At 71.5% G+C, this 19745-nt stretch carries 18 protein-coding genes and 1 pseudogene; 16 read left to right on the top strand and 3 right to left on the bottom strand.

Annotated elements, in window-relative coordinates:
- Positions 1 to 46: 46 nt before the first annotated feature.
- The 4 genes from ACFSZT_RS25725 to ACFSZT_RS25710 all read left to right on the top strand — a co-directional run bounded on the left by ACFSZT_RS25725 (position 47) and on the right by ACFSZT_RS25710 (position 8493).
- The gene (locus ACFSZT_RS25725; RefSeq protein WP_377385250.1) at positions 47 to 1612 is read left to right on the top strand and encodes a DAK2 domain-containing protein; all 1566 of its coding nucleotides are present in this window, start codon (positions 47 to 49) and stop codon (positions 1610 to 1612) included.
- 18 nt (positions 1613 to 1630) lie between these two features.
- Positions 1631 to 3790, top strand: a complete 2160-nt coding sequence (gene recG / locus ACFSZT_RS25720) for an ATP-dependent DNA helicase RecG (protein ID WP_377384784.1) — start codon at positions 1631 to 1633, stop codon at positions 3788 to 3790.
- Positions 3791 to 3946: 156 nt separating this feature from the next.
- Complete coding sequence (locus ACFSZT_RS25715; protein ID WP_377384785.1) at positions 3947 to 7321, top strand: pyruvate carboxylase; 3375 nt, start codon at positions 3947 to 3949, stop codon at positions 7319 to 7321.
- A gap of 338 nt (positions 7322 to 7659) precedes the next feature.
- A complete protein-coding gene (locus tag ACFSZT_RS25710) occupies positions 7660 to 8493 on the top strand; it encodes an arginase family protein (RefSeq protein ID WP_377384786.1) in 834 nt (277 codons plus the stop codon).
- Positions 8494 to 8686: 193 nt separating this feature from the next.
- Here ACFSZT_RS25710 and ACFSZT_RS25705 read toward each other — a convergent pair whose 3' ends face one another.
- Together ACFSZT_RS25705 and ACFSZT_RS25700 are read right to left on the bottom strand one after the other, a co-directional pair.
- On the bottom strand, positions 8687 to 9688 hold the full coding sequence (locus ACFSZT_RS25705) for an LLM class flavin-dependent oxidoreductase (protein WP_377384787.1): 1002 nt from the start codon (positions 9686 to 9688) through the stop codon (positions 8687 to 8689).
- Between the two features lie 8 nt (positions 9689 to 9696).
- Positions 9697 to 11850, bottom strand: coding sequence for a HelD family protein (locus ACFSZT_RS25700; protein WP_377384788.1), 2154 nt, complete (start codon positions 11848 to 11850; stop codon positions 9697 to 9699).
- Between the two features lie 112 nt (positions 11851 to 11962).
- On the opposite strand from ACFSZT_RS25700, the gene rsmD reads away from it, so the two are divergent.
- The 10 genes and pseudogenes from rsmD (at position 11963) to ACFSZT_RS25650 (ending at position 18037) form a co-directional block, all read left to right on the top strand.
- The gene (gene rsmD, locus ACFSZT_RS25695; protein WP_377384790.1) at positions 11963 to 12529 is read left to right on the top strand and encodes a 16S rRNA (guanine(966)-N(2))-methyltransferase RsmD; all 567 of its coding nucleotides are present in this window, start codon (positions 11963 to 11965) and stop codon (positions 12527 to 12529) included.
- A 28-nt stretch (positions 12530 to 12557) separates the two neighbouring features.
- Complete coding sequence (gene coaD / locus ACFSZT_RS25690; protein WP_377384792.1) at positions 12558 to 13040, top strand: pantetheine-phosphate adenylyltransferase; 483 nt, start codon at positions 12558 to 12560, stop codon at positions 13038 to 13040.
- 49 nt (positions 13041 to 13089) lie between these two features.
- A complete protein-coding gene (locus ACFSZT_RS25685; RefSeq protein WP_377384793.1) occupies positions 13090 to 13512 on the top strand; it encodes a ribonuclease domain-containing protein in 423 nt (140 codons plus the stop codon).
- Positions 13513 to 13637: 125 nt separating this feature from the next.
- The gene (locus ACFSZT_RS25680) at positions 13638 to 14360 is read left to right on the top strand and encodes a DivIVA domain-containing protein (protein ID WP_377384794.1); all 723 of its coding nucleotides are present in this window, start codon (positions 13638 to 13640) and stop codon (positions 14358 to 14360) included.
- A gap of 85 nt (positions 14361 to 14445) precedes the next feature.
- The gene (locus tag ACFSZT_RS25675; RefSeq protein WP_377384795.1) at positions 14446 to 15045 is read left to right on the top strand and encodes a YceD family protein; all 600 of its coding nucleotides are present in this window, start codon (positions 14446 to 14448) and stop codon (positions 15043 to 15045) included.
- A gap of 81 nt (positions 15046 to 15126) precedes the next feature.
- The gene (rpmF, locus tag ACFSZT_RS25670) at positions 15127 to 15309 is read left to right on the top strand and encodes a 50S ribosomal protein L32 (protein ID WP_377384797.1); all 183 of its coding nucleotides are present in this window, start codon (positions 15127 to 15129) and stop codon (positions 15307 to 15309) included.
- A gap of 11 nt (positions 15310 to 15320) precedes the next feature.
- Positions 15321 to 16058 (top strand): ribonuclease III, encoded by a 738-nt coding sequence (gene rnc, locus ACFSZT_RS25665; protein ID WP_377384798.1) that lies wholly within the window; start codon positions 15321 to 15323, stop codon positions 16056 to 16058.
- Between the two features lie 25 nt (positions 16059 to 16083).
- Entirely contained in the window at positions 16084 to 16947 is an 864-nt protein-coding gene (gene mutM, locus ACFSZT_RS25660) for a bifunctional DNA-formamidopyrimidine glycosylase/DNA-(apurinic or apyrimidinic site) lyase (protein ID WP_377384799.1), read from the top strand.
- Positions 16948 to 17132: 185 nt separating this feature from the next.
- Positions 17133 to 17531 (top strand): annotated as a pseudogene (locus tag ACFSZT_RS25655) (alpha/beta fold hydrolase); the annotation flags it as partial.
- The gene (locus ACFSZT_RS25650; protein ID WP_377384800.1) at positions 17531 to 18037 is read left to right on the top strand and encodes an alpha/beta fold hydrolase; all 507 of its coding nucleotides are present in this window, start codon (positions 17531 to 17533) and stop codon (positions 18035 to 18037) included. The pseudogene ACFSZT_RS25655 and the gene ACFSZT_RS25650, both read left to right, overlap by 1 nt.
- Before the next feature lies 1 nt (position 18038).
- On the opposite strand, the gene ACFSZT_RS25645 is transcribed toward ACFSZT_RS25650, so the two are convergent.
- Positions 18039 to 18557, bottom strand: coding sequence for a general stress protein (locus tag ACFSZT_RS25645; RefSeq protein WP_377384802.1), 519 nt, complete (start codon positions 18555 to 18557; stop codon positions 18039 to 18041).
- Between the two features lie 155 nt (positions 18558 to 18712).
- On the opposite strand from ACFSZT_RS25645, the gene ACFSZT_RS25640 reads away from it, so the two are divergent.
- Positions 18713 to 19216 carry a hypothetical protein gene (locus ACFSZT_RS25640; protein WP_377384803.1) on the top strand — a complete coding sequence of 168 codons (504 nt, stop codon included), beginning with the start codon at positions 18713 to 18715 and terminating at the stop codon, positions 19214 to 19216.
- Positions 19217 to 19433: 217 nt separating this feature from the next.
- Entirely contained in the window at positions 19434 to 19721 is a 288-nt protein-coding gene (locus ACFSZT_RS25635; protein WP_377384804.1) for an acylphosphatase, read from the top strand.
- Positions 19722 to 19745: the final 24 nt, after the last annotated feature.

Here is a 19745-nt window from a genome sequence, read left to right as displayed (position 1 = left end):
TACGCTCGCGGGAAACCCCATTCGACCCGTGTGGGAGGGCGACGCGGTGCGGTGCTTGGACGCGGCGGCGGTGCGCGCGTGGGCATCGGCGTGCGTGCACAGCCTCGGCGGGCTGCGGGCCGACATCGACGGCATCAACGTCTACCCCGTCGCCGACTCCGACACCGGCTCCAACATGCTGCACACCCTCACCGCGGCGCACGCCGGGCTGGCCGCGGAGCCCCGGGTCACCGGGGCGGGGGAGGCGCTCGGCGTGCTGGCCCGGGGTGCCGTCGCCGCCGCGCGCGGCAACTCCGGCGTCATCATCTCCCAGGTCCTGCGTGGCCTGGCCGAGTCGGCGGGCGACACTGCCGAGCTCGACGGGCCCGCACTGGCGGCGGCGCTCAAGCGCGCGGACGCCCTGGCCACGGACGCGGTGGCCAGGCCGGTCGCGGGCACGATGCTGAGCGTCCTGCACGCCGTCGCGACGGCCGTCGGTGACGGACCCTTGGACGAGGTCGCCCTCACCGCGGCCCGGGCGGCGGCCGACGCGCTCCGCGAGACACCCCGGCAGCTGGCGGCTCTCGCGGTGGCCGGGGTCGTCGACGCGGGCGGCCGTGGCCTCGTGGCCGTGCTGGACGCGCTCGCGGAGGTGGTCGTGGGCGAGGTCACCGCGCCCGATCGGCCGGTCACCGTGCCGCCCGCCGCGTTGCCCGCGCCGCAGGCGTGGGAGGTGATGTACCTGCTCGCCGGGGCCGACGACGCGGCACTGCCCGCGCTGCGCCGGGCGCTGTCCGCGCTCGGCGACAGCGTGACGGTGGCCGGGGACGGCGCGGGCAACCACGCGGTGCACGTCCACTGCGCCGACATCGGGGCCGCGCTGGAGGCCGGCCTGCGGCACGGCAGGCCGCACCGGGTGCGCGTGGAACCCCTGATGACGCCCGCGCCCGCCGAGAGCCCGGCAGGGGAGCGAGCCGTGGTCGCGGTCGTGCACGGCGACGGTCTGGCCGAATTGGTCGGTGCGGAGGGCGTGCCCGTGCTCGGCGTCACGGCGGGCACCGAGCCCACCGCGGAGGACCTGCTCGGGCTCATCACCGAGACCGCTGCCGCGCATGTCGCCGTGGTGCCCGGCGGGGTCGAGCTGACCGCGGCCGCGGAGCGCGTGGCGAGCCACCCGGTGCTCAGCGACCGGGAGATCGTCGTGGTGCCCTGCGCGTCGCCGGTGCAGGCGCTGGCGGCGCTCGCGGTGCACGACCCGCACCGCAAGGCCGGGGCCGACGTCGTGGCGATGGCCGAGGCGGCGGCCGCCACCCGGCGTGGCGAGATCGCGGTGGCCGCCGAGGACTCGATCACCTGGGTCGGCACCGCGCATGCCGGCGACGTGGTGGGCTTCGTGGACGGCGAGGTCGTGCTCATCGAGGCCCCCGGTGAGGTGGAGGCGGCCGCGATGGTGGTCCTCGAGCGGATGCTCGCCGTGGGCGGGGAGCTCGTCACGGTGCTGATCGGTGCCGATGCGCCGAGCGGCATCGAGGACGTCCTCACCGAGCGGCTGCGTGCCGAACACCCGGAAGTCGAACTGGTGTGCTATTCCGGTGGACAGACCGACGCGCTGCTGCTGATGGGTGTGGAGTGAGATGACGGAGCTGTCCCGATGACGCAGCTGGGTGACAAGCTGACCGCGGTACTGGGCAAGCGGACCGCCGACGCTCTGGGCAGGTCGCTCGACCTGCACACCGTGGCCGAGCTGCTGCGGCACTATCCGCGCAAGTACGCCCGGCGCGGCGAGCTCACCGACATCGCCGGGCTCGAGCTCGGCGAGCACGCCACGGTGCTGGCGCGCGTCGAGTCGTCGTCGAAGAAGCCCATGCGGCACCGCAAGGGGCAGATCCTCACCGTCACGATCACCGACGGCAACCGCCGGATGTCGTGTGCGTTCTTCGGCCAGCAGACCTGGCGCGAACGCGAACTGCGCCCGGGCCGCACCGGTCTGTTCGCGGGCAAGGTCTCGGCGTTCCGCAACACGCTCCAGCTGTCCAACCCGGAGTACGAGCTCTTCGACGAAGACGACGACGGAATGTCCACCATGGACACATTCCTGAAGCGGATCATCCCGGTGTATCCGGCCGCGACCGGTGTCGGGTCGTGGATCATCTCCCGAGCCGTGCGGCAGGTGCTGGACACGCTCGAGCACGTCGAGGACCCGTTGCCCGAACAGCTGCGCGCCGAGCACGGCCTCGACGACCTCGACACCGCACTGCGCCGCATCCACCGCCCGGAGAGCTGGGAGGAGCTCGACGCCGCCCGCGAGCGGCTCAAGTGGGACGAGGCGCTGGCGATCCAGCTGATCTTCGCGCAGCGCCGGCATTCGGCGGGCACACGGCCTGCGCCCGCGTGCCCGCGCAGGCCGGACGGCATCGCGGCGGCGTTCGACGAGAAGCTGCCGTTCGAGCTCACCGAGGGACAGCGCGAGGTCGGGGAGCGCATCGCGGCCGACCTGGGAACGCGGCACCCGATGAACCGGCTGCTGCAGGGCGAGGTCGGCAGCGGCAAGACGATCGTGGCGCTGCGGGCGATGTTGCAGGTGGTGGACGCGGGCAGGCAGGCGGCGCTGCTGGCTCCCACGGAGGTGCTGGCCGCCCAGCACGCGCGGTCGCTGCGCGAGATGCTCGGCGACCTCGCCCGCGCCGGTGAGCTCGGCGGCGCCGAGGCCGCCACGCGGGTCACGCTCCTCACCGGCTCGATGGGGGCCAGGGAGCGCAAGCAGGCCTTGCTGGATGCGGCCAGTGGCGAGGCGGGCATCGTCGTCGGCACGCACGCGCTGATCCAGGACCACGTGACATTCGCGGACCTGGCGTTCGTGGTGGTCGACGAGCAGCACCGGTTCGGTGTCGAGCAGCGCGACGCCCTGCGCTCGCGAGGCGCCGAGGGCACCAGCCCGCACGTGCTCGTGATGACGGCGACGCCGATCCCGCGCACGGTGGCGATGACCGTTTACGGCGACCTGGAGACCTCGGCGCTGCGGCAGCTGCCTTCCGGCCGGTCGCCGATCGCCACCAACGTCGTACCGGTCGCGGAGAAGCCGGCGTGGCTGGACCGCGCGTGGCAGCGGGTCGTCGAGGAGGTCGGCAAGGGGCACCAGGCCTACATCGTGTGCCCGAGGATCGGTGACGAGCCGCCCGCCGACACCGGCGATCGCCGCCCGCCCATCGCGGTGCTCGACCTCGCGCCCCAGCTCCAGGAGGGTCCGCTGCACGGCCTGCGCATCGGCGTCCTGCACGGCCGGCTCCCCGCCGAGGAGAAGGACGCCGTGATGCGCGACTTCGCGGAGGGCACGCTCGACGTGCTCGTGGCGACCACGGTGATCGAGGTCGGCGTCAACGTCCCCAACGCCACTGTGATGATCATCATGGACGCCGACCGGTTCGGGGTCAGCCAGCTGCACCAGCTGCGCGGGCGCGTCGGCCGGGGGAACGTGCCGGGACTGTGCCTGCTGGTCACCGACGCGCTGGACGGCACCAGCACCCGCGCCCGGCTGGCCGCCGTGGAGTCGACGGTCGACGGGTTCGAGCTCTCCAAACTCGACCTGGAGCTGCGCCGGGAGGGCGACATCCTCGGGGCCGCGCAGTCCGGCAAGCGCTCCGGCCTGAAAATGCTGTCGCTGCTGGAGGACGAGGACGTCATCGCGCGGGCGAGGGACGTCGCCCAGCGCGTCGTCGGGGCGGATCCCGCTCTGGAACGCCACCCGGGGCTGGCCCGCCTCGTCTCCGAGGTCGTCGACCAGGAACGCGCGGAGTTCCTCGAGAAGTCCTGAGTGGCCGCCGCCACACGGCGGATGCGCTGGTGCGGCGGTGGGTATACGTGGTCACCTACTCCGCGCCACAGTCCACACCCTGGGAGTGAACTCCCGCAGGGCGGGAGAAACGGGGTAACGTGCCTCGCGACCGATCCGAGGGAAGGAAGGACCGGGATGTTCCGCAAAGTGCTCGTCGCCAACCGTGGCGAGATCGCCATCCGAGCGTTCCGCGCCGCCTACGAGCTGGGCGCGGGAACGGTTGCCGTGTTCCCGCACGAGGACCGCAACTCGCTGCACCGGCTCAAGGCCGACGAGGCGTACGAGATCGGCGAGCCGGGGCACCCGGTCCGGGCCTACCTCTCCGTCGACGAGATCGTCAACGCCGCCCGGCAAGCCGGCGCCGACGCCGTCTACCCCGGCTACGGCTTCCTCTCCGAGAACCCCGACCTCGCGCGCGCGTGCGAGGAAGCCGGGATCACGTTCGTGGGGCCGAGCGCGGAGATCCTCGAGCTCACCGGCAACAAGGCCCGCGCCGTCGCCGCCGCGCGCGAAGCCGGCGTGCCGGTGCTCGGCTCGTCCGCGCCGTCGTCCGATGTGGATGAGCTCGCGGCCGCTGCCGAGGAGCTCGGGTTCCCGGTGTTCGTCAAGGCTGTCGCCGGTGGTGGCGGACGGGGCATGCGCCGCGTGGAGGACCCCCGGCACCTGCGGGACTCCATCGAGGCCGCCGCTCGGGAGGCCGAGTCGGCCTTCGGCGACCCCACGGTGTTCCTGGAGAAGGCCGTCGTGGAGCCGCGGCACATCGAGGTGCAGGTCCTGGCCGACGGCCAGGGGGAGGTCATCCACCTCTACGAACGTGATTGCTCCGTGCAGCGCCGCCACCAGAAGGTGATCGAGCTGGCGCCCGCTCCGAACCTCGATCCCGAGCTGCGGGAGCGGATCTGCGCCGACGCCGTCAAGTTCGCCCGGCAGATCGGCTACCGCAACGCAGGCACCGTCGAGTTCCTCGTCGACCGCGACGGCAACCACGTCTTCATCGAGATGAACCCGCGCATCCAGGTGGAACACACGGTGACCGAGGAGGTCACCGACGTCGACCTGGTGCAGTCGCAGCTGCGCATCGCGTCGGGCGAGTCGCTGGCCGACCTCGGGCTGGCGCAGGAGAAGATCTACCTCCGCGGCGCGGCGATGCAGTGCCGCATCACCACGGAGGATCCGGCCAACGGCTTCCGTCCCGACACCGGCATGATCAGCGCCTACCGCTCGCCCGGAGGCTCCGGCATCCGGCTCGACGGCGGGACGGCGTTTTCCGGCACCGAGATCAGCGCGCACTTCGACTCGATGCTCGTCAAGCTCACCTGCCGGGGCCGGACGTTCGCCACGGCGGTCGGCCGCGCGCGGCGGGCCCTCGCCGAGTTCCGGATCCGCGGTGTGGCCACCAACATTCCGTTCCTGCAGGCCGTCCTCGACGACCCCGACTTCCAGGCGGGCCGCGTCACCACGGCGTTCATCGAGGAACGGCCGCACCTGCTCACCGCGCGCCACCCCGCCGACCGCGGCACCCGGCTGCTCACCTACCTGGCCGACGTCACGGTCAACAAGCCCAACGGCGAGCGGCCGAAGCTCATCGACCCGGTGGAGAAGATCCCGCAGGTGCCGGCGGGAGACCCGCCCGCCGGATCGAAGCAGAAGCTCATCGAGCTCGGCCCGGAGGGTTTCGCGCGCTGGCTACGTGAGTCACCGACCATCGGCGTCACCGACACGACGTTCCGCGACGCCCACCAGTCACTGCTGGCCACGCGAGTGCGCACCAAGGACCTGCTCGCGATCGCGCCGGTGGTCGCGCACACGCTGCCGCAACTGCTGTCGGTCGAGTGCTGGGGCGGCGCGACCTACGACGTCGCGCTGCGCTTCCTGGCCGAGGACCCGTGGGAGCGGCTCGCCGCCCTGCGCGAGGCCATGCCCAACCTGTGCCTGCAGATGCTGCTGCGCGGCCGGAACACGGTCGGGTACACGCCGTACCCCACCGAGGTCACCGACGCCTTCGTCGAGGAGGCCACCGCCACCGGCATCGACATCTTCCGCATCTTCGACGCGCTCAACGACATCGAGCAGATGCGTCCCGCGATCGAGGCGGTGCGCGCCACCGGGACGGCGGTGGCCGAGGTGGCGTTGTGCTACACCTCGGATCTGTCCAACCCGGCCGAGAAGATCTACACGCTCGACTACTACCTCAAGCTGGCCGAGCAGATCGTCGGCGCGGGCGCGCACGTGCTCGCGATCAAGGACATGGCGGGCCTGTTGCGGGCGCCCGCGGCGGAGAAGCTGGTGACCGCGCTGCGGCGCGAGTTCGACCTGCCGGTGCACATCCACACCCACGACACCGCGGGTGGCCAGCTCGGCACGTACCTCGCGGCGATCAACGCCGGCGCCGACGCGGTCGACGGCGCGGTCGCGTCGATGGCGGGCACCACGTCGCAGCCGTCGCTGTCGGCGATCGTGGCCGCCACCGACTACTCCGACCGGCCGACCGGCCTCGACCTGCAGGCCGTGGGCGAGCTGGAGCCGTACTGGGAGACCGTGCGCAAGATCTACGCGCCGTTCGAGGCCGGGCTGGCCTCGCCGACCGGCCGCGTGTACCACCACGAGATCCCCGGTGGCCAGCTGTCGAACCTGCGCACCCAGGCCAAGGCGCTCGGGCTGGGCGACCGGTTCGAGGAGATCGAGGCCATGTACGCCGCGGCCGACCGGATCCTCGGCCACCTGGTGAAGGTGACGCCGTCGTCCAAGGTGGTCGGTGACCTCGCGCTGCACCTGGTCGGCGCCGGGGTGTCGCCGGAGGAGTTCGAAGCGGAGCCGAACAAGTTCGACATCCCCGACTCGGTGATCGGCTTCCTGCGCGGCGAGCTGGGCGACCCGCCCGGCGGCTGGCCGGAACCGTTCCGCAGCAAGGCCTTGGAGGGTCGGGCTGAGGCCAGGCCGGTTCAGGAGTTGTCCGACGAGGATCGGCAGGCGCTGGAGGAGAACCGCCGCGCCACGTTGAACCGGCTGCTGTTCCCCGGCCCGACGAAGGAGTTCGAGGCGCACCGGGAGGCCTACGGCGACACCAGCGTGCTGCCGAGCAAGGACTTCTTCTACGGCCTGCGCCCGGGCGAGGAGTACGCCGTCGACCTCGAGCCCGGCGTGCGGCTGTTCATCGAACTGGAGGCGATCGGCGATCCGGACGAACGCGGCATGCGGACGGTCATGTCCACGTTGAACGGCCAGCTGCGGCCGATCCAGGTCCGGGACCGGTCGGTGGCCAGCGACGTGCCCGCGGCCGAGAAGGCCGACAAGAACGACCCGAAGCAGGTGGCGGCACCGTTCGCGGGTGTGGTGACGGCTCAGGTGTCCGAAGGCGACACGATCGAGGCGGGCGACACCGTGGCGACCATCGAGGCGATGAAGATGGAGGCGGCGATCACGGCCCAGGTCGGCGGGACCGTGCAACGCCTGGCCATCAACGCGGTGCAGCAGGTGGAGGGCGGCGACCTCCTGATCGTCCTGGAGTAGCAGTCCTGGAGCAGCAGTCCTGGAGCAACTGTTCTGGAGCAACTGTTCTGGAGCAACTGTTCTGGAGCAGCCGTTCTGCAGCAGCAGTCCTGGAGCAGCAGCCTGGACCAGCCGCCCGCGCCTCTCGCCGACTGTCCGGCGCGTGTCCGTGTGCGCGGTCCAGGTAGCCGTGTCTGCCATCCAGGTAGCCGTGTCCGCCGTCGGCGTCACCGTGTCTGCCGTTCCGGTAGCCGTGTCCGCCGTTCCGGTAGGCGGGGCCGCCGTTCCGGTAGGCGGGGCCGGCGCGACGCGGAGAAAACAATGCCCACCGGCCGTGGTCGCTCGGTACGGTCGGCGTCGTGGAGATACACGCGGTGCCTCAATGGCAGGGTGCGTTGTGGGACGGCGCGGCCGCCCGGCTTCCTGACGGGTGCCGGGCGCTGGCCGCTCTGGCGGCCGACGTTCTCGGGGCTGACGTTCGCGAACTGCCCGTCCGGCCGGGCGGGTCCCCGACGGTCGCGGGCATCGGCAACCGAGCCGCGTTGACTACCAACCGCGATGCCCAGTTGTCCGCGCTGGAATCGCCCGACGGGGCGGTGTTGACCATCGGCGGCGACTGTGCCGTGGATCTCGTTCCGCCGGGGGTCGCGCGGTTCCGACACGGACGTGAGCTCACCGTCGTCTGGTTCGACGCGCACGCGGACTGCAACACCGCGGAGAGCTCACCGTCAGGTGCGTTCCACGGGATGGTGCTGCGTTCGCTCTTCGGCGATGGTGACGCCGAGTTCGCAGCCGGCCCGCCGCTGGAGCGTGGACATGCGGTGCTCTTGGGCACGCGGGCGTTCGACGCCGCGGAGCGGCAGGCCGTTGTGGACGGACTCGTCCGGCACGTGCCGCCACCCGCGGATCCGGCCGACGTCCGCGACACCCTGGCGGCGACGGGCTCCGGGCCGGTTTACCTCCATGTCGACTTGGACGTGCTGGATCCCGCCACGTTCGGCGGGACCTACTACCACGAACCCGGTGGCCTGACCGTCGAGCAGCTCTGCGCCGCCCTCGACGGTGTGTCCGGCCACGAGGTCGTCGGCGCGGCGGTCACCGAGTGCGCGACTGTCGATGCGAGCGAACTCGCGGCAGTTACACCGGTTCTCGAGGTGATCGGCCGGCTGCTGACCGACTCCTCCCGCTGCTGAGTTCGGGGAGTGCCGGCTGGCCCGGTGTGGTCCGGGCGAGCCGCGTCGGCGGGACGCCAGCGGCGGACACGGTGACGCCAACGGCGGACACGGTGACGCCAGCGGCGGACACGGCTACCGGAATGGCCGACACGGCTACCGGAATGGCCGACACGGCTACCGGAACGGCCGACACGGCCTACCGCGCGGGTTGCTACGCCCGGCGGGCGAGGTCGGCCACCAGCTCGTAGGAGCGCTTCCGGTCCTCGTGGTCGTGGACCATGGTCGTGATGACGAGCTCGTCGGCGTCGGTGTCCGCGAGCAGGGACTCCAGTCCTTTGCGGACGGTCTCCGGCGAACCGACGATGTTGCTGGCCATCCGGTCCTCGATGAACGCGCGGTCCAGGTCGGTGTAGGGGTACTCGGCCGCCTCCTCCGGGGTCGGCAGCGGAATCGGCCTGCCCTTGCGCAGGCTGAGGAAGTTCAACCCGTACGGCGCGGCCAGCCACTGCGCGCGCTCGTCGGTGTCGGCGCACACCACGGACGCGCCGAGCATCACGTACGGCTCGTCGAGCACCGCCGACGGCTGGAAGGACTCCCGGTAGAGCCGCAGCGCGGGCTGGGTGTTCTCGGCGCTGAAGTGGTGGGCGAACGAGAACGGCAGCCCGAGCATGCCGGCCAGCTGCGCGCTGAACCCACTCGACCCGAGCAGCCACACCGGCGGCCGGTGACCCTCCGCCGTGACGGCGTTGACGGGCCGGTCGGGGTCCGGCTCGAAGTAGGCGATCAGCTCGGCCAGCCGCTGTGGGAAGTCCTCGGCGCTCAGACCGGCGCGCCCGCGCAGAGCGTAGGCGGTCCGCTGGTCGGTGCCCGGCGCCCGGCCGATGCCGAGGTCGATGCGGCCCGGGTACAGCGCTTCCAGGGTCCCGAACTGCTCGGCCACCACCAGCGGCGCGTGGTTGGGCAGCATCACCCCACCGGAGCCGACGCGCATCCGTTCGGTGGCGCCCGCGACCTGACCGATCAGCACGGCAGTGGCCGAGCTCGCGATGCCCGGCATGTTGTGGTGTTCGGCCAGCCAGTAGCGGTGGTAGCCGAGCTGCTCGGTGTGCCGCGCCAGGTCGAGGGTGTTGCGCAGCGCGGTGGACACGTCGGATCCGCTGACCACGGGGGCGAGGTCCAGCACGGACAGGGGGATGTCACGCAGGGAGGTCACGTTTCCGATCAACGCGCCGGGGCGCCCTCCGCATTCCCACCGTCCAGCCACGTCTCGTCCGAGGCCAGTACGGTCAGCTGCTGCGTGGCCCGCGTCAGGGCGACGTAGAGCACGCGCCTGCCGGTGAGCGACTCGGTGATGAGCTCGGTCGGCTCCACCAGCACGACGGCGTCGTACTCCAGCCCCTTGGAGTCGAGGCTCCCGACCACTTTGAGCCGGTCCTCCGCCTGTCCGGCGAGCCACTTCTCGACCTCGGGCACGCGGTCCATCGCGCAGATCACGCCGACGGTGCCGTCGACGGCGTCGAGCAGTTCCTTCGCCGCGGTCTGCACCGAGATCTCGCGCGTGGTGTCGTCCACGGTGCGGATCTGCGGTGTGAGCCCGGTCGTGCGCACGGCGTGCGGCAGGTCGCCCTCGGCGGCATGCCCGGCCACCACGCGGGCGGCCAGGTCGAAGATCTCCGCCGAGTTGCGGTAGTTCGTGCGCAGCGTGTAGCGCCGGTGCTGGGTCTTCGCGCCGAACGCCTGCTCGCGCGCCTGTGCGGCTTCGGCGGGGTCGGGCCACGAGCTCTGCACTGGGTCGCCGACCACCGTCCAGCTCGCGTACTTGCCGCGCCTGCCGACCATCCGCCACTGCATGGGGGAGAGGTCCTGGGACTCGTCGACGACGATGTGGGAGTACTCGTCGTAGTGCTCGGGACGTTGCCGGGTGGCGGAGTCGCGGGAGTCCCGGGCCTGTTCGGCGTCGAGCTCCACGCGGTGGCGCCGCCGCCGCTTCGGCGGTGGGCCCACGAGCACCCGCAACTCGTCGAGCAGGGCGATGTCGGCGACCGTCCAGCCGCGCGAACGGTCCCGCATCGACGCCGCGAGCAACGCGATCTCGTCTCGCTTCAGGACGTTCTTCGCCGCGCGGGCGAGCCTGCGCTCGTCGCCGAGCCAGCGCAGCACCTCGGCGGGGTAGAGCACGGGCCACCACACGACGAGGAACCGGTGGAAGTCGATGCGCTCGCCGAGTTCGGTGATGAGCTCGGCGCGGTCGACGGTGCGGTTGTCGGCGCGCGCGTACTCCTCGGCCTTGTCGGCCAGTGCCTCCAGCAGCGTCTCCGCGGCACGCACCCGCGACCGGTTCGGCGGCCCGCCCTGCGTGTGCACCTTGCGCCGGACCTTCTCGAGCTCCTTGGCGTCCAGCTTGAGGACCTCGCCCTTGTAGACGATCCGCATCTCGGTCGGCGCGTCCGGTGGGGTGTCGCGGACGGCCTTGAGCAGCACCTTGCGCATGCGCAGCGACCCCTTGATCGCGGCGAGCGGTGCCGGGTCGTGCCGGGTGGCCTCGATGCCGTCGAGCACCTCGCCGAGCGCGCGCAGCTCGACGTTGGTCTCGCCCATCGACGGCAGGACCCGGGAGATGTAGTTGGTGAACACGCCGGAGGGGCCGATCACGAGCACGCCCGCGCCGCCGAGCTGGCGCCGGTAGCGGTACAGCAGGTAGGCCGCCCGGTGCAGCGCGACGGCGGTCTTGCCCGTGCCGGGGCCGCCGGTGATCTCGGTCACGCCGCGCCACGGGGCCCGGATGACCTCGTCCTGCTCCTTCTGGATGGTGGCGACGATGTCGCGCATCTTCTCGCCGCGCGACCGCCCCAGCGCCGCCATCAAGGCGCCCTCGCCGACGACCGGCATGTCGGCGGGCACGGACTCCGGCATGAGCACGTCGTCGTCCACGTCCAGCACCGACTGGCCGGAGCAGCGGATCACGCGCCGCCGCACGACGTCCATCGGTTCCTCGGCGGTGGCCTGGTAGAACGCGGCGGCCGCGGGCGCGCGCCAGTCGGTGACGAGGTTCTCGAACTCGGCGTCGCGGATGCCGAGCCTGCCGACGTAGACGGTCTCGCCGCTCGTGTGGTCCAGCCTGCCGAACACCAGACCCTCGTACTCGGCGTCGAGCGTCTGCAGGGTCTGGTTGGCGTGGAACACCATCATGTCGCGCTCGAACAGCATGGACGCCTGTTCGAACACGGCCTCTCGCTGGGCGCCGTGGCCGATCTCGTAGCCCTTGGCCCGCATGGCCTCGGCCTGCTGCCGAAGTTCGGCGAGCCGGGTGTACACGCGATCCACGTGGGACTGTTCGATGGCGATCTCGGCCCGTCTGACCCGAGGTTCCGACACTCAGCGCTCCTGCAGCAAAATCGCCGGGAAGGGGAAGAACGACAATACGCGCTCCGGCCTGACCGCAGCACCAGGTCCCGCCGAGTGTCACAGTCGGTGCGAGGATGCCGGGGTGACCAGGATCGTGGCGGGCCGGGCAGGCGGGCGCACCCTGCGCGTTCCGGCGCGCGGCACCCGGCCGACCTCGGAGCGCGTGCGGGAAGCGTTGTTCAACGCCCTGGACGTGGCGGGGGAACTCGACGGCGCCCGGGTGCTCGACCTCTACGCCGGCTCCGGCGCGCTGGGGCTCGAGGCGCTCTCCCGCGGCGCGGCCGACGTGCTCTTCGTGGAGGCCGACCGGCGCGCGGTCGAGGTGCTGCGCGCCAACGTCACCGCGTTGGGCCTCGGCGGCACCGTCCGGCACGGGAAGGTCGAAGCCGTGGTGGCGGAGGCCGCCGCGGCGCCGTTCGACCTCGTCGTCGCCGATCCGCCGTACGCGCTGGAGGACGCGCGACTGACCGCCGTGCTGGGTGACCTGGTGGCGCGCGGCTGGCTCACGCAGACCGCTCTGGTGATCGTCGAGCGGGCCCTGCGCGACGGCGAACCGAGCTGGCCCGAGGGGCTGGCGCCGGTGCGGACCAAACGCTACGGCGACACCGCCCTGTACTGGGCCGAGTACTCCGTCACATCCCGCGCGTAAGCGGGGTGCGCTTGGTAGCGTCCGCGCCATGCGGCGAGCGGTATGTCCCGGTTCCTACGACCCAGCGACCAACGGACACCTCGACATCATCGAACGGGCGGCGCAGCTGTTCGACGAGGTCGTCGTTGCCGTGCTGATCAACAAGAAGAAGCAGGGCTTGTTCACGATCTCCGAGCGCATGGAGATGCTGCGCGAGGTCACCGACAAACTGCCCAACGTCCGCGTCGACTCCTGGCACGGGCTGCTCGTGGACTACTGCAGGCAGCACGACATCCAGGCGATCGCCAAGGGCCTGCGCTCGGTCAGCGACTTCGACTACGAGCTGCAGATGGCGCAGATGAACCGGGAGCTCTCCGGCGTCGAGACCCTGCTGATGTCGAACAACCCGGCCTACAGCTTCCTGTCCAGCTCGCTGGTCAAGGAGGTCGCGACCTACGGCGGGGACGTGTCGCAGATGGTGCCGAAGGTGGTTCACGAGCGGTTGATGGCGAGGCTGGCCGAGCGCGAGTAGTTCACGTTCTCGCCATGTCGCGCTCACGCGGTCTCGTTACGGTACGAAAATGACCAACCACCGATCGCGTGTCATCGCCGTTCTGCTGACCCTGATGGCCGCCCTCGTCGGGGGCGGAGCGGTCACCGCGGGAGCCCAGTCCCTGCCCGCCGCCCCGGCCAGCGTCGCGCAGGCCGAGTGTGGCGACACCTCCGGTTTCGAGCAGGGGCCGCTGAGCGAGCTGCCGCCGGAGGCCACCGACACCTACGAGCTGATCCAGTCGGACGGCCCGTTCCCGTACCCGGAGGACGGCAGCACGTTCTACAACCGCGAGGGCCTGCTGCCCGACTGTGCCGAGGGCTACTACGCCGAGTACACCGTCGAGACGCCCGGCAGCGACGACCGCGGGGCCCGGCGCATCGTCGCAGGCGACGGCGGCGAGTACTTCTACACCGACGACCACTACGCGAGTTTCGTGCTCATCGTCGCGTGATCGGGTGATCGGGAGGGCCCGCTCGGACGCTTGACACGCCCGTGCGGGCTCGGTCACCGATTTCTCGCGCCGCACCGGGCACACTGGAGCCCTGCCCACGGGATCGATGGTGCGAGGGAGTTGCCGTGTACCGGGTGTTCGAGGCTCTCGACGAGCTCGTCACGATCGTGGAGGAGGCGCGGGGCGTCCCGATGACCTCCAGCTGTGTGGTGCCGCGCGGTGACACCCTGGAACTGCTCGACGACATCCGCGACGCGCTGCCGGCCGAGGTCGACGACGCGCAGGACGTGCTCGACAAGCGTGACGAGATCCTCCAGAAGGCCCGTACGGAGGCCGAGTCGACCCTCAGCTCGGCCACCGAGCAGGCCGAGCGCACGGTCGCCGAGGCCAACGCGGAAGCCGAGCGGCTCGTCGCCGAGGCACGCGCGCGGGCGGAGCAGCTGGTGGCCGACGCCCACGCGGAGGCCGAGCGCGCCGTCGCGGCGGGCCAGGCGGAGTACCGCGAGCTCACCGAGCGCGCCCGCGCCGAGTCCGAGCGCATGATTCAGGCCGGCCGGGACGCCTACGACCGCGCCGTCGAGGAAGGCAGGCACGAGCAGGCCAGGCTGGTCGCGCAGACCGAGGTCGTCCAGGCCGCGCACGGCGAGGCCGCCCGGATCGTCGACGAGGCCCACGCCGAGGCCGACCGGCAGCGCGCGGACTGCGACGCCTACGTGGACGGCAAGCTCGCCGAGTTCTCCGAGCTGCTGTCCACGACGTTGCGCACCGTGGATTCAGGACGCAACCACCTCCGGGCGCCTCACCTGGCCGGCGGCCGCGGGGCCGTCTACGACTACCAGGCGCACTGACCTCCCGCGCTCGCGTACCCTGAAGGACGAGGCACCCGCCGTCGCCCGGCGGCTGCCGCCCTTCCCCCGATCTTCGAAGAATCCGATGCCTGACGAGAGCTTCAGCCAGGAGCGTGCCGGTGCGCGCAGTCCGTGGCTGATCGATACCCATGAGCTGGGCCGCCGCCCGGGCTCCAGCCGTGAGCTGCGGCTCGACATCACCGTGGAGGAGCCGCTCGGGGTGCCCGACGTGATCATCGTGCCCAAGGGTTCGGCGATCACCCTCGACCTGCTGCTGGAGTCCGTGGTCGAGGGTGTGCTCGTCACGGGCACGGCCTCCGCGCGGACCACCGGCCAGTGCTCGCGCTGCCTCGACCCGATCGCCGACGAGGTCGAGGTGGACGTCACCGAGCTGTACGCCTACCCGGACTCCACCACCGACGAGACCACGGAGGAGGACGAGGTCAGCCGCGTCGTCGACGACCGGATCGACCTCGAGCCGGTGATCCGCGACGCCATCGTCCTCGCCCTGCCGCTGGTGCCGCTGTGCAGCGAGGATTGCGCCGGACTGTGCTCCGGATGCGGCGTGAAGTGGGCCGATCTCGAGCCCGGACACGGGCATGAGACGATAGACCCTCGGTGGGCCGCGCTGGTCGAGCGCCTGGAGGACACTTCGGGCGAGAAGTCGAACGGCTCGGACCGGTAACGCCCGACGAGCACCAGCTCGCCCCGAATTCGGCAAGCAAGGCTCGCGCCCGCGAGCAGACCTTGATGAGGAGAACCAGTCGTGGCCGTCCCGAAGCGGAAGATGTCGCGTTCCAACACCCGCTCGCGCCGCGCCCAGTGGAAGGCGACCCCGGTGCAGCTGGTGGCCTGCCCCAACCGCGCGTGCAGGCAGCTCAAGCCCCAGCACGTCGCCTGCCCGGCGTGCGGCCAGTACAGCGGCCGTCAGGTTGTCGAGCCGGCCTGAGGTCGCAGGTAATGGGGGGTAAGTCGCCGGCACGTCCGGCAGCAGATCCCACACCACTGCTCGAGGCGCTCGGTGTCGAGTTCGACAGCGAGCTGCTGACCCTTGCGCTCACCCACCGCTCGTACGCCTACGAGAACGGCGGGCTGCCACCCAACGAGCGGCTGGAGTTCCTCGGGGACGCGGTACTGGGGCTGGTGGTCACCGATCACCTGTACCGCCGTCATCCCGACCTGCCGGAGGGTCAGCTCGCGAAACTGCGCGCCAGCGTGGTGAACATGCATGCGCTGGCCGGCGTCGCGCGCGGGCTCGGCGAGGGCGGTCTCGGCGCGCACCTGCTCCTCGGCAAGGGCGAGGAGCTCACCGGTGGCCGGGACAAGGCGAGCATCCTGGCCGACGGTCTCGAAGCCGTGATCGGGGCGACGTATCTCGCTCACGGCATGGAGACCGCACGGGAGCTCGTGCACCGGCTCTTCGGCCGGCTGCTCGCCGAGGCCCCGCTGCGCGGCGCCGGCCTGGACTGGAAGACCAGCCTGCAGGAGCTGACAGCCTCGGCGGGACTCGGCGTGCCCGAGTACAAGGTCGAGGACACCGGTCCGGATCATCGCAAGGAGTTCAGCGCGACCGTGTTCGTCGGTGGCCGCGACCTCGGCCATGGCGACGGCACGACGAAGAAGGAAGCCGAGCAGAAGGCCGCCGAGTCGGCCTGGCGCGCGCTGTCCGAGGAACTCAAGCTGGACGAGCAGGCCTGAGGGCCCGTCCGGTTACGCTGATTCCGTGCCCGAACTGCCCGAGGTCGAGGTCGTCCGCGCCGGCCTCCAACGGCACGTCGCGGGGCGTGTCATCGCTTCGGTCGACGTCCTCCATCCGCGTGCCATCCGTCGGCATGTGCCGGGTGTCGAGGACTTCACCGGCAGGCTCGGCGGGGTCAAGATCGACGCGGCCCGGCGGCGCGGCAAGTATCTCTGGCTGGAACTCGCCGACGGTGAGGCATTGCTCGCCCACCTCGGCATGAGCGGCCAGATGCTGGTCCAACCGCCGGGCACGCCGGACGAGAAGCACCTGCGGGCGCGGTTCCGGTTCGCCGACGATGGCCCGGAGCTGCGGTTCGTCGACCAGCGCACGTTCGGCGGCCTGGCACTGGCCGGTCTCACCGAGTCCGACGGCACCCTGGTGCCCGCCACCATCGCCCACATCGCGCGCGACCCGATGGATCCGCTGTTCGACCTGCCGTCCGCGGCGGCGGCGTTGCGGTCGAGGCGCACCGAGGTGAAGCGGGCGCTGCTCGACCAGACGCTCGTTTCGGGGATCGGCAACATCTACGCCGACGAGGCCCTGTGGCGGGCCCGGCTGCACTGGGCGCGCCCGACCACGCGGCTGACCCGGGCGCAGGCCGAGAGCGTGCTCACGGCGGCGTCTGCGGTCATGGGGGAGGCCCTGGTCGCGGGTGGCACGTCGTTCGACGCGCTGTACGTCAACATCAACGGCCAGTCGGGCTACTTCGACCGGTCGCTCAACGTCTACGGCCGGGAGGGTGAGCCGTGCGCGCGGTGCGGCACGCCGATCCGGCGGGACCCGTTCATGAACCGGTCGTCCTTCTCCTGCCCGCGCTGCCAGCCCAAGCCGCGGGTCCGGCGCTGAACGGTCCGGCCGCCACGCCCGGGCCGTGAAGAAGCAACACGGCGGAAACGCGGTCGGTAACGTCGCCGTGCTGCATTGGACGGGTGCGGACACACGACCGGCCGGATCTCACCCTCGCGGGCGGAGAGGCGGACCCGCTCGGCCTGCGGTACCGCGTCATCCACGGGTACCGGCGCGCGTACCGCATGGCGGGGCGCGGCCCCGCGGTGCTGTTCATCCACGGAATCGGTGACGACTCGGCGACCTGGCTGGACGTGCTCGCCGCGTTGACGGGGGAGTTCACCGTGATCGCGCCGGACCTGCTGGGCCACGGCGGTTCGGACAAGCCGCGTGCGGACTACTCCGTGGCGGCCTATGCCTGCGGCATGCGGGACCTTCTGGCGACACTGGACATCGAGCGCGTCAGCGTGGTCGGCCACTCCCTCGGTGGCGGCGTGGCCATGCAATTCGCCTATCAGTTCCCGCAGCTGTGCGAGCGGCTGGTGCTGGTGTCGTCAGGTGGTGTGGCCAAGCAGGTGCATCCGCTGCTGCGGCTTGCTGCGGCGCCCGGCGCCGAACTGCTCATCCCCTCGCGGGCACCCCGGTGGCACAGGCGCTGTTCCGGGGAATGCGTGAGCTGGTCCGGACCACGGGTGCACTGGGACTGGGGGACGACTTCGACTACGTGCTCGATCGCTACGCCCGGCTCGGCGAAAGCCCGAGCAGGCAAGCGTTTCTGCGCACGCTGCGGTCGGTGGTGGACTGGCGGGGACAGGTGGTCAACATGCTCGACCGGTGCTATCTCACCGAGCACATGCCCACGATGCTGGTGTGGGGCGGCCGCGACAACGTCGTGCCCACCCCACACGCGGAGCTGGCTCATCAGGCGATGCCGGCCAGCAGGCTCGAAGTGTTCCCCGGCGCGGGACATTTCCCGCACCACTCCGAGCCGGACCGGTTTCTCCGGGTGCTGCGCGCGTTCCTGACCGAGACCGCGCCCGCCACCCACGATCCCCGCCAGTGGCGTCAGCTGCTCCGGCTCGGCAGGCCGCGACGGAGGAACCCGGGACCGGGTGCCGCCGCTGCGTCCACCATGCCGAGCGGCACCTGACTCACCGGGCGGCCGAGCTCATGGCGAACCTGGCGAGCATGTCGCGGCCCTGTTCGGCACTGCGCGGCTGCGCGAGCACGTCGTACCGCGTGGCCACGATCTGGCTGTGCGAGACGAAGTCCCGGCGCCCCTTGGTGGCCGCGTAGCTGATCGCGGCGAACACCATGCCGAAGCCCACACCGGAGATCAGTCCGATCAGGATCGGGGCAAGCGCGGCGCCCGGGGTGAACATGCCGAGCAGCAGGCCGACGAAGAGACCGAACCACGCGCCGGACGCGGCGCCGCTGCCGAGCACCTTGCCCCACGTGAGCCGCGCGGCGACGCGCTCCACCAGCATCGGCTCCACACCGACGATCGTGACGTCGTGCACCGGAAAGTCGTTGTCCGCGAGGTGATCGACCGCGCGCTGCGCCTCCTCGTACGTGGCGTACGAACCAATCGGCCAACCCGTCGGCATCGTGGGCAGCTGCGGCACCCGGTTTCCGGTGCTGAAGGCGGCCTGCGAGAACGCTGTGGTCATGTCGTTGTCACCTCGAGGGTGGTGTCGCTGTTGGTGTCTTACGACTGTTCCAACGTACGACGAGGCCCCGATCGTCCCCGCGCGGGCGGAATTCACAGCCTCTTCTCAGCCTGCCCAGGCGTCCCCGTGCCGGGGGTTACGGGGTGGTCGACGAGGTGTCGGCTGGATCCGAGGTCGATGTCGTGGTCGTGGTGGGGGACACGGTCATCGAGGCCGTTGTGGTCGGCGACGATGTCTGTGGCGGCGTCGTCGTGGATTGCCGCGTCGTGGTCGAGGTCGGCTCGTCCGGGCCGCCGGAGGGCAGGTCCGAACGGGACGAGGTCCCTGTCCCCGTTCCCGGCTTCGTCGCGGTCGAGGTGGGCGTGATGACCGTGGTGGTGGGCCTGCCGTCGGGGCCGACGCTGACCACGGTGGTCGGGGAGGTCGACGAGGCCGGCATGGTGCCCGTGACGGCCACGCCGTCGACGACGACGGTCGTCCGGCCCGGGATCGCCTGGCCCGGCACCAACTCGGGGCCGCCGGTGCCGCCGCCCGTGCCCTGGGCCGACCTGGACTGGACGCCGCCGGCGGACTCCTGCGCCGCGGTGCCGCCCGTGACCTGTGCGACCGCGCCGAACGCCGTCGCCAGCACCAGACCGCTGGCGGCGAGCGCGATGTAGCCGGTGCGCTGCAGACGTCCCGTGGACTCGCGGGGTGGCGCGACCTCGGCGCGCGACTGTGACCCGGGCGAGGGGGTCATGCGGGACTCCTCCGGAGTGGTACAGATAACCCGATTGGCGGACGGCGGCACAGTACCACCGCCGGGTAACGGCGGGCGAGTGATCCAGCGCGCTGGGTTAACTCTGCGCGACCACCGTCGTGCGGCACCATGGGGCCGTGGCGGAGCAACAGGACACGACCCGGCTGACAGCCTGGGTGCACGGCATGGTGCAGGGAGTCGGTTTTCGCTGGTGGACGCGCAGCCGGGCGCTCGAGCTCGGGCTCGTCGGCAGCGCGACCAACCTGGCCGACGGCAGGGTGCAGGTGGTCGCGGAAGGGCCCAAGGACGACTGTGAGCGGTTGCTGGAGCTGCTGCGTTCCGGCGAGCCACCCGGTCGAGTGGATCACGTGGCCGAGCACTGGTCCGAGCCCAAGGGCGGGCTGAGCGGCTTCGTCGAGCGCTGACCGCCCCTCTGGGGCGCCGGTGAC

Origin of the sequence: Prauserella oleivorans (assembly GCF_042685745.1) — a bacterium.
Taxonomy (GTDB): Bacteria; Actinomycetota; Actinomycetes; order Mycobacteriales; family Pseudonocardiaceae; genus Prauserella_A; species Prauserella_A oleivorans.
This window is presented reverse-complemented; position numbering and strand designations above follow the sequence as displayed.

What these genes read in the sequence shown, in the direction of transcription:
- recG (WP_377384784.1), top strand. Translation starts at nt 1,631, where the DNA reads ATGACGCAGCTGGGTGACAAGCTGACCGCGGTACTGGGCAAGCGGACC.
- ACFSZT_RS25715 (WP_377384785.1), top strand. Translation starts at nt 3,947, where the DNA reads ATGTTCCGCAAAGTGCTCGTCGCCAACCGTGGCGAGATCGCCATCCGA.
- coaD (WP_377384792.1), top strand. Translation starts at nt 12,558, where the DNA reads ATGCGGCGAGCGGTATGTCCCGGTTCCTACGACCCAGCGACCAACGGA.
- ACFSZT_RS25685 (WP_377384793.1), top strand. Translation starts at nt 13,090, where the DNA reads ATGACCAACCACCGATCGCGTGTCATCGCCGTTCTGCTGACCCTGATG.
- ACFSZT_RS25675 (WP_377384795.1), top strand. Translation starts at nt 14,446, where the DNA reads ATGCCTGACGAGAGCTTCAGCCAGGAGCGTGCCGGTGCGCGCAGTCCG.
- rnc (WP_377384798.1), top strand. Translation starts at nt 15,321, where the DNA reads ATGGGGGGTAAGTCGCCGGCACGTCCGGCAGCAGATCCCACACCACTG.
- ACFSZT_RS25645 (WP_377384802.1), bottom strand. Translation starts at nt 18,557, where the DNA reads ATGACCACAGCGTTCTCGCAGGCCGCCTTCAGCACCGGAAACCGGGTG.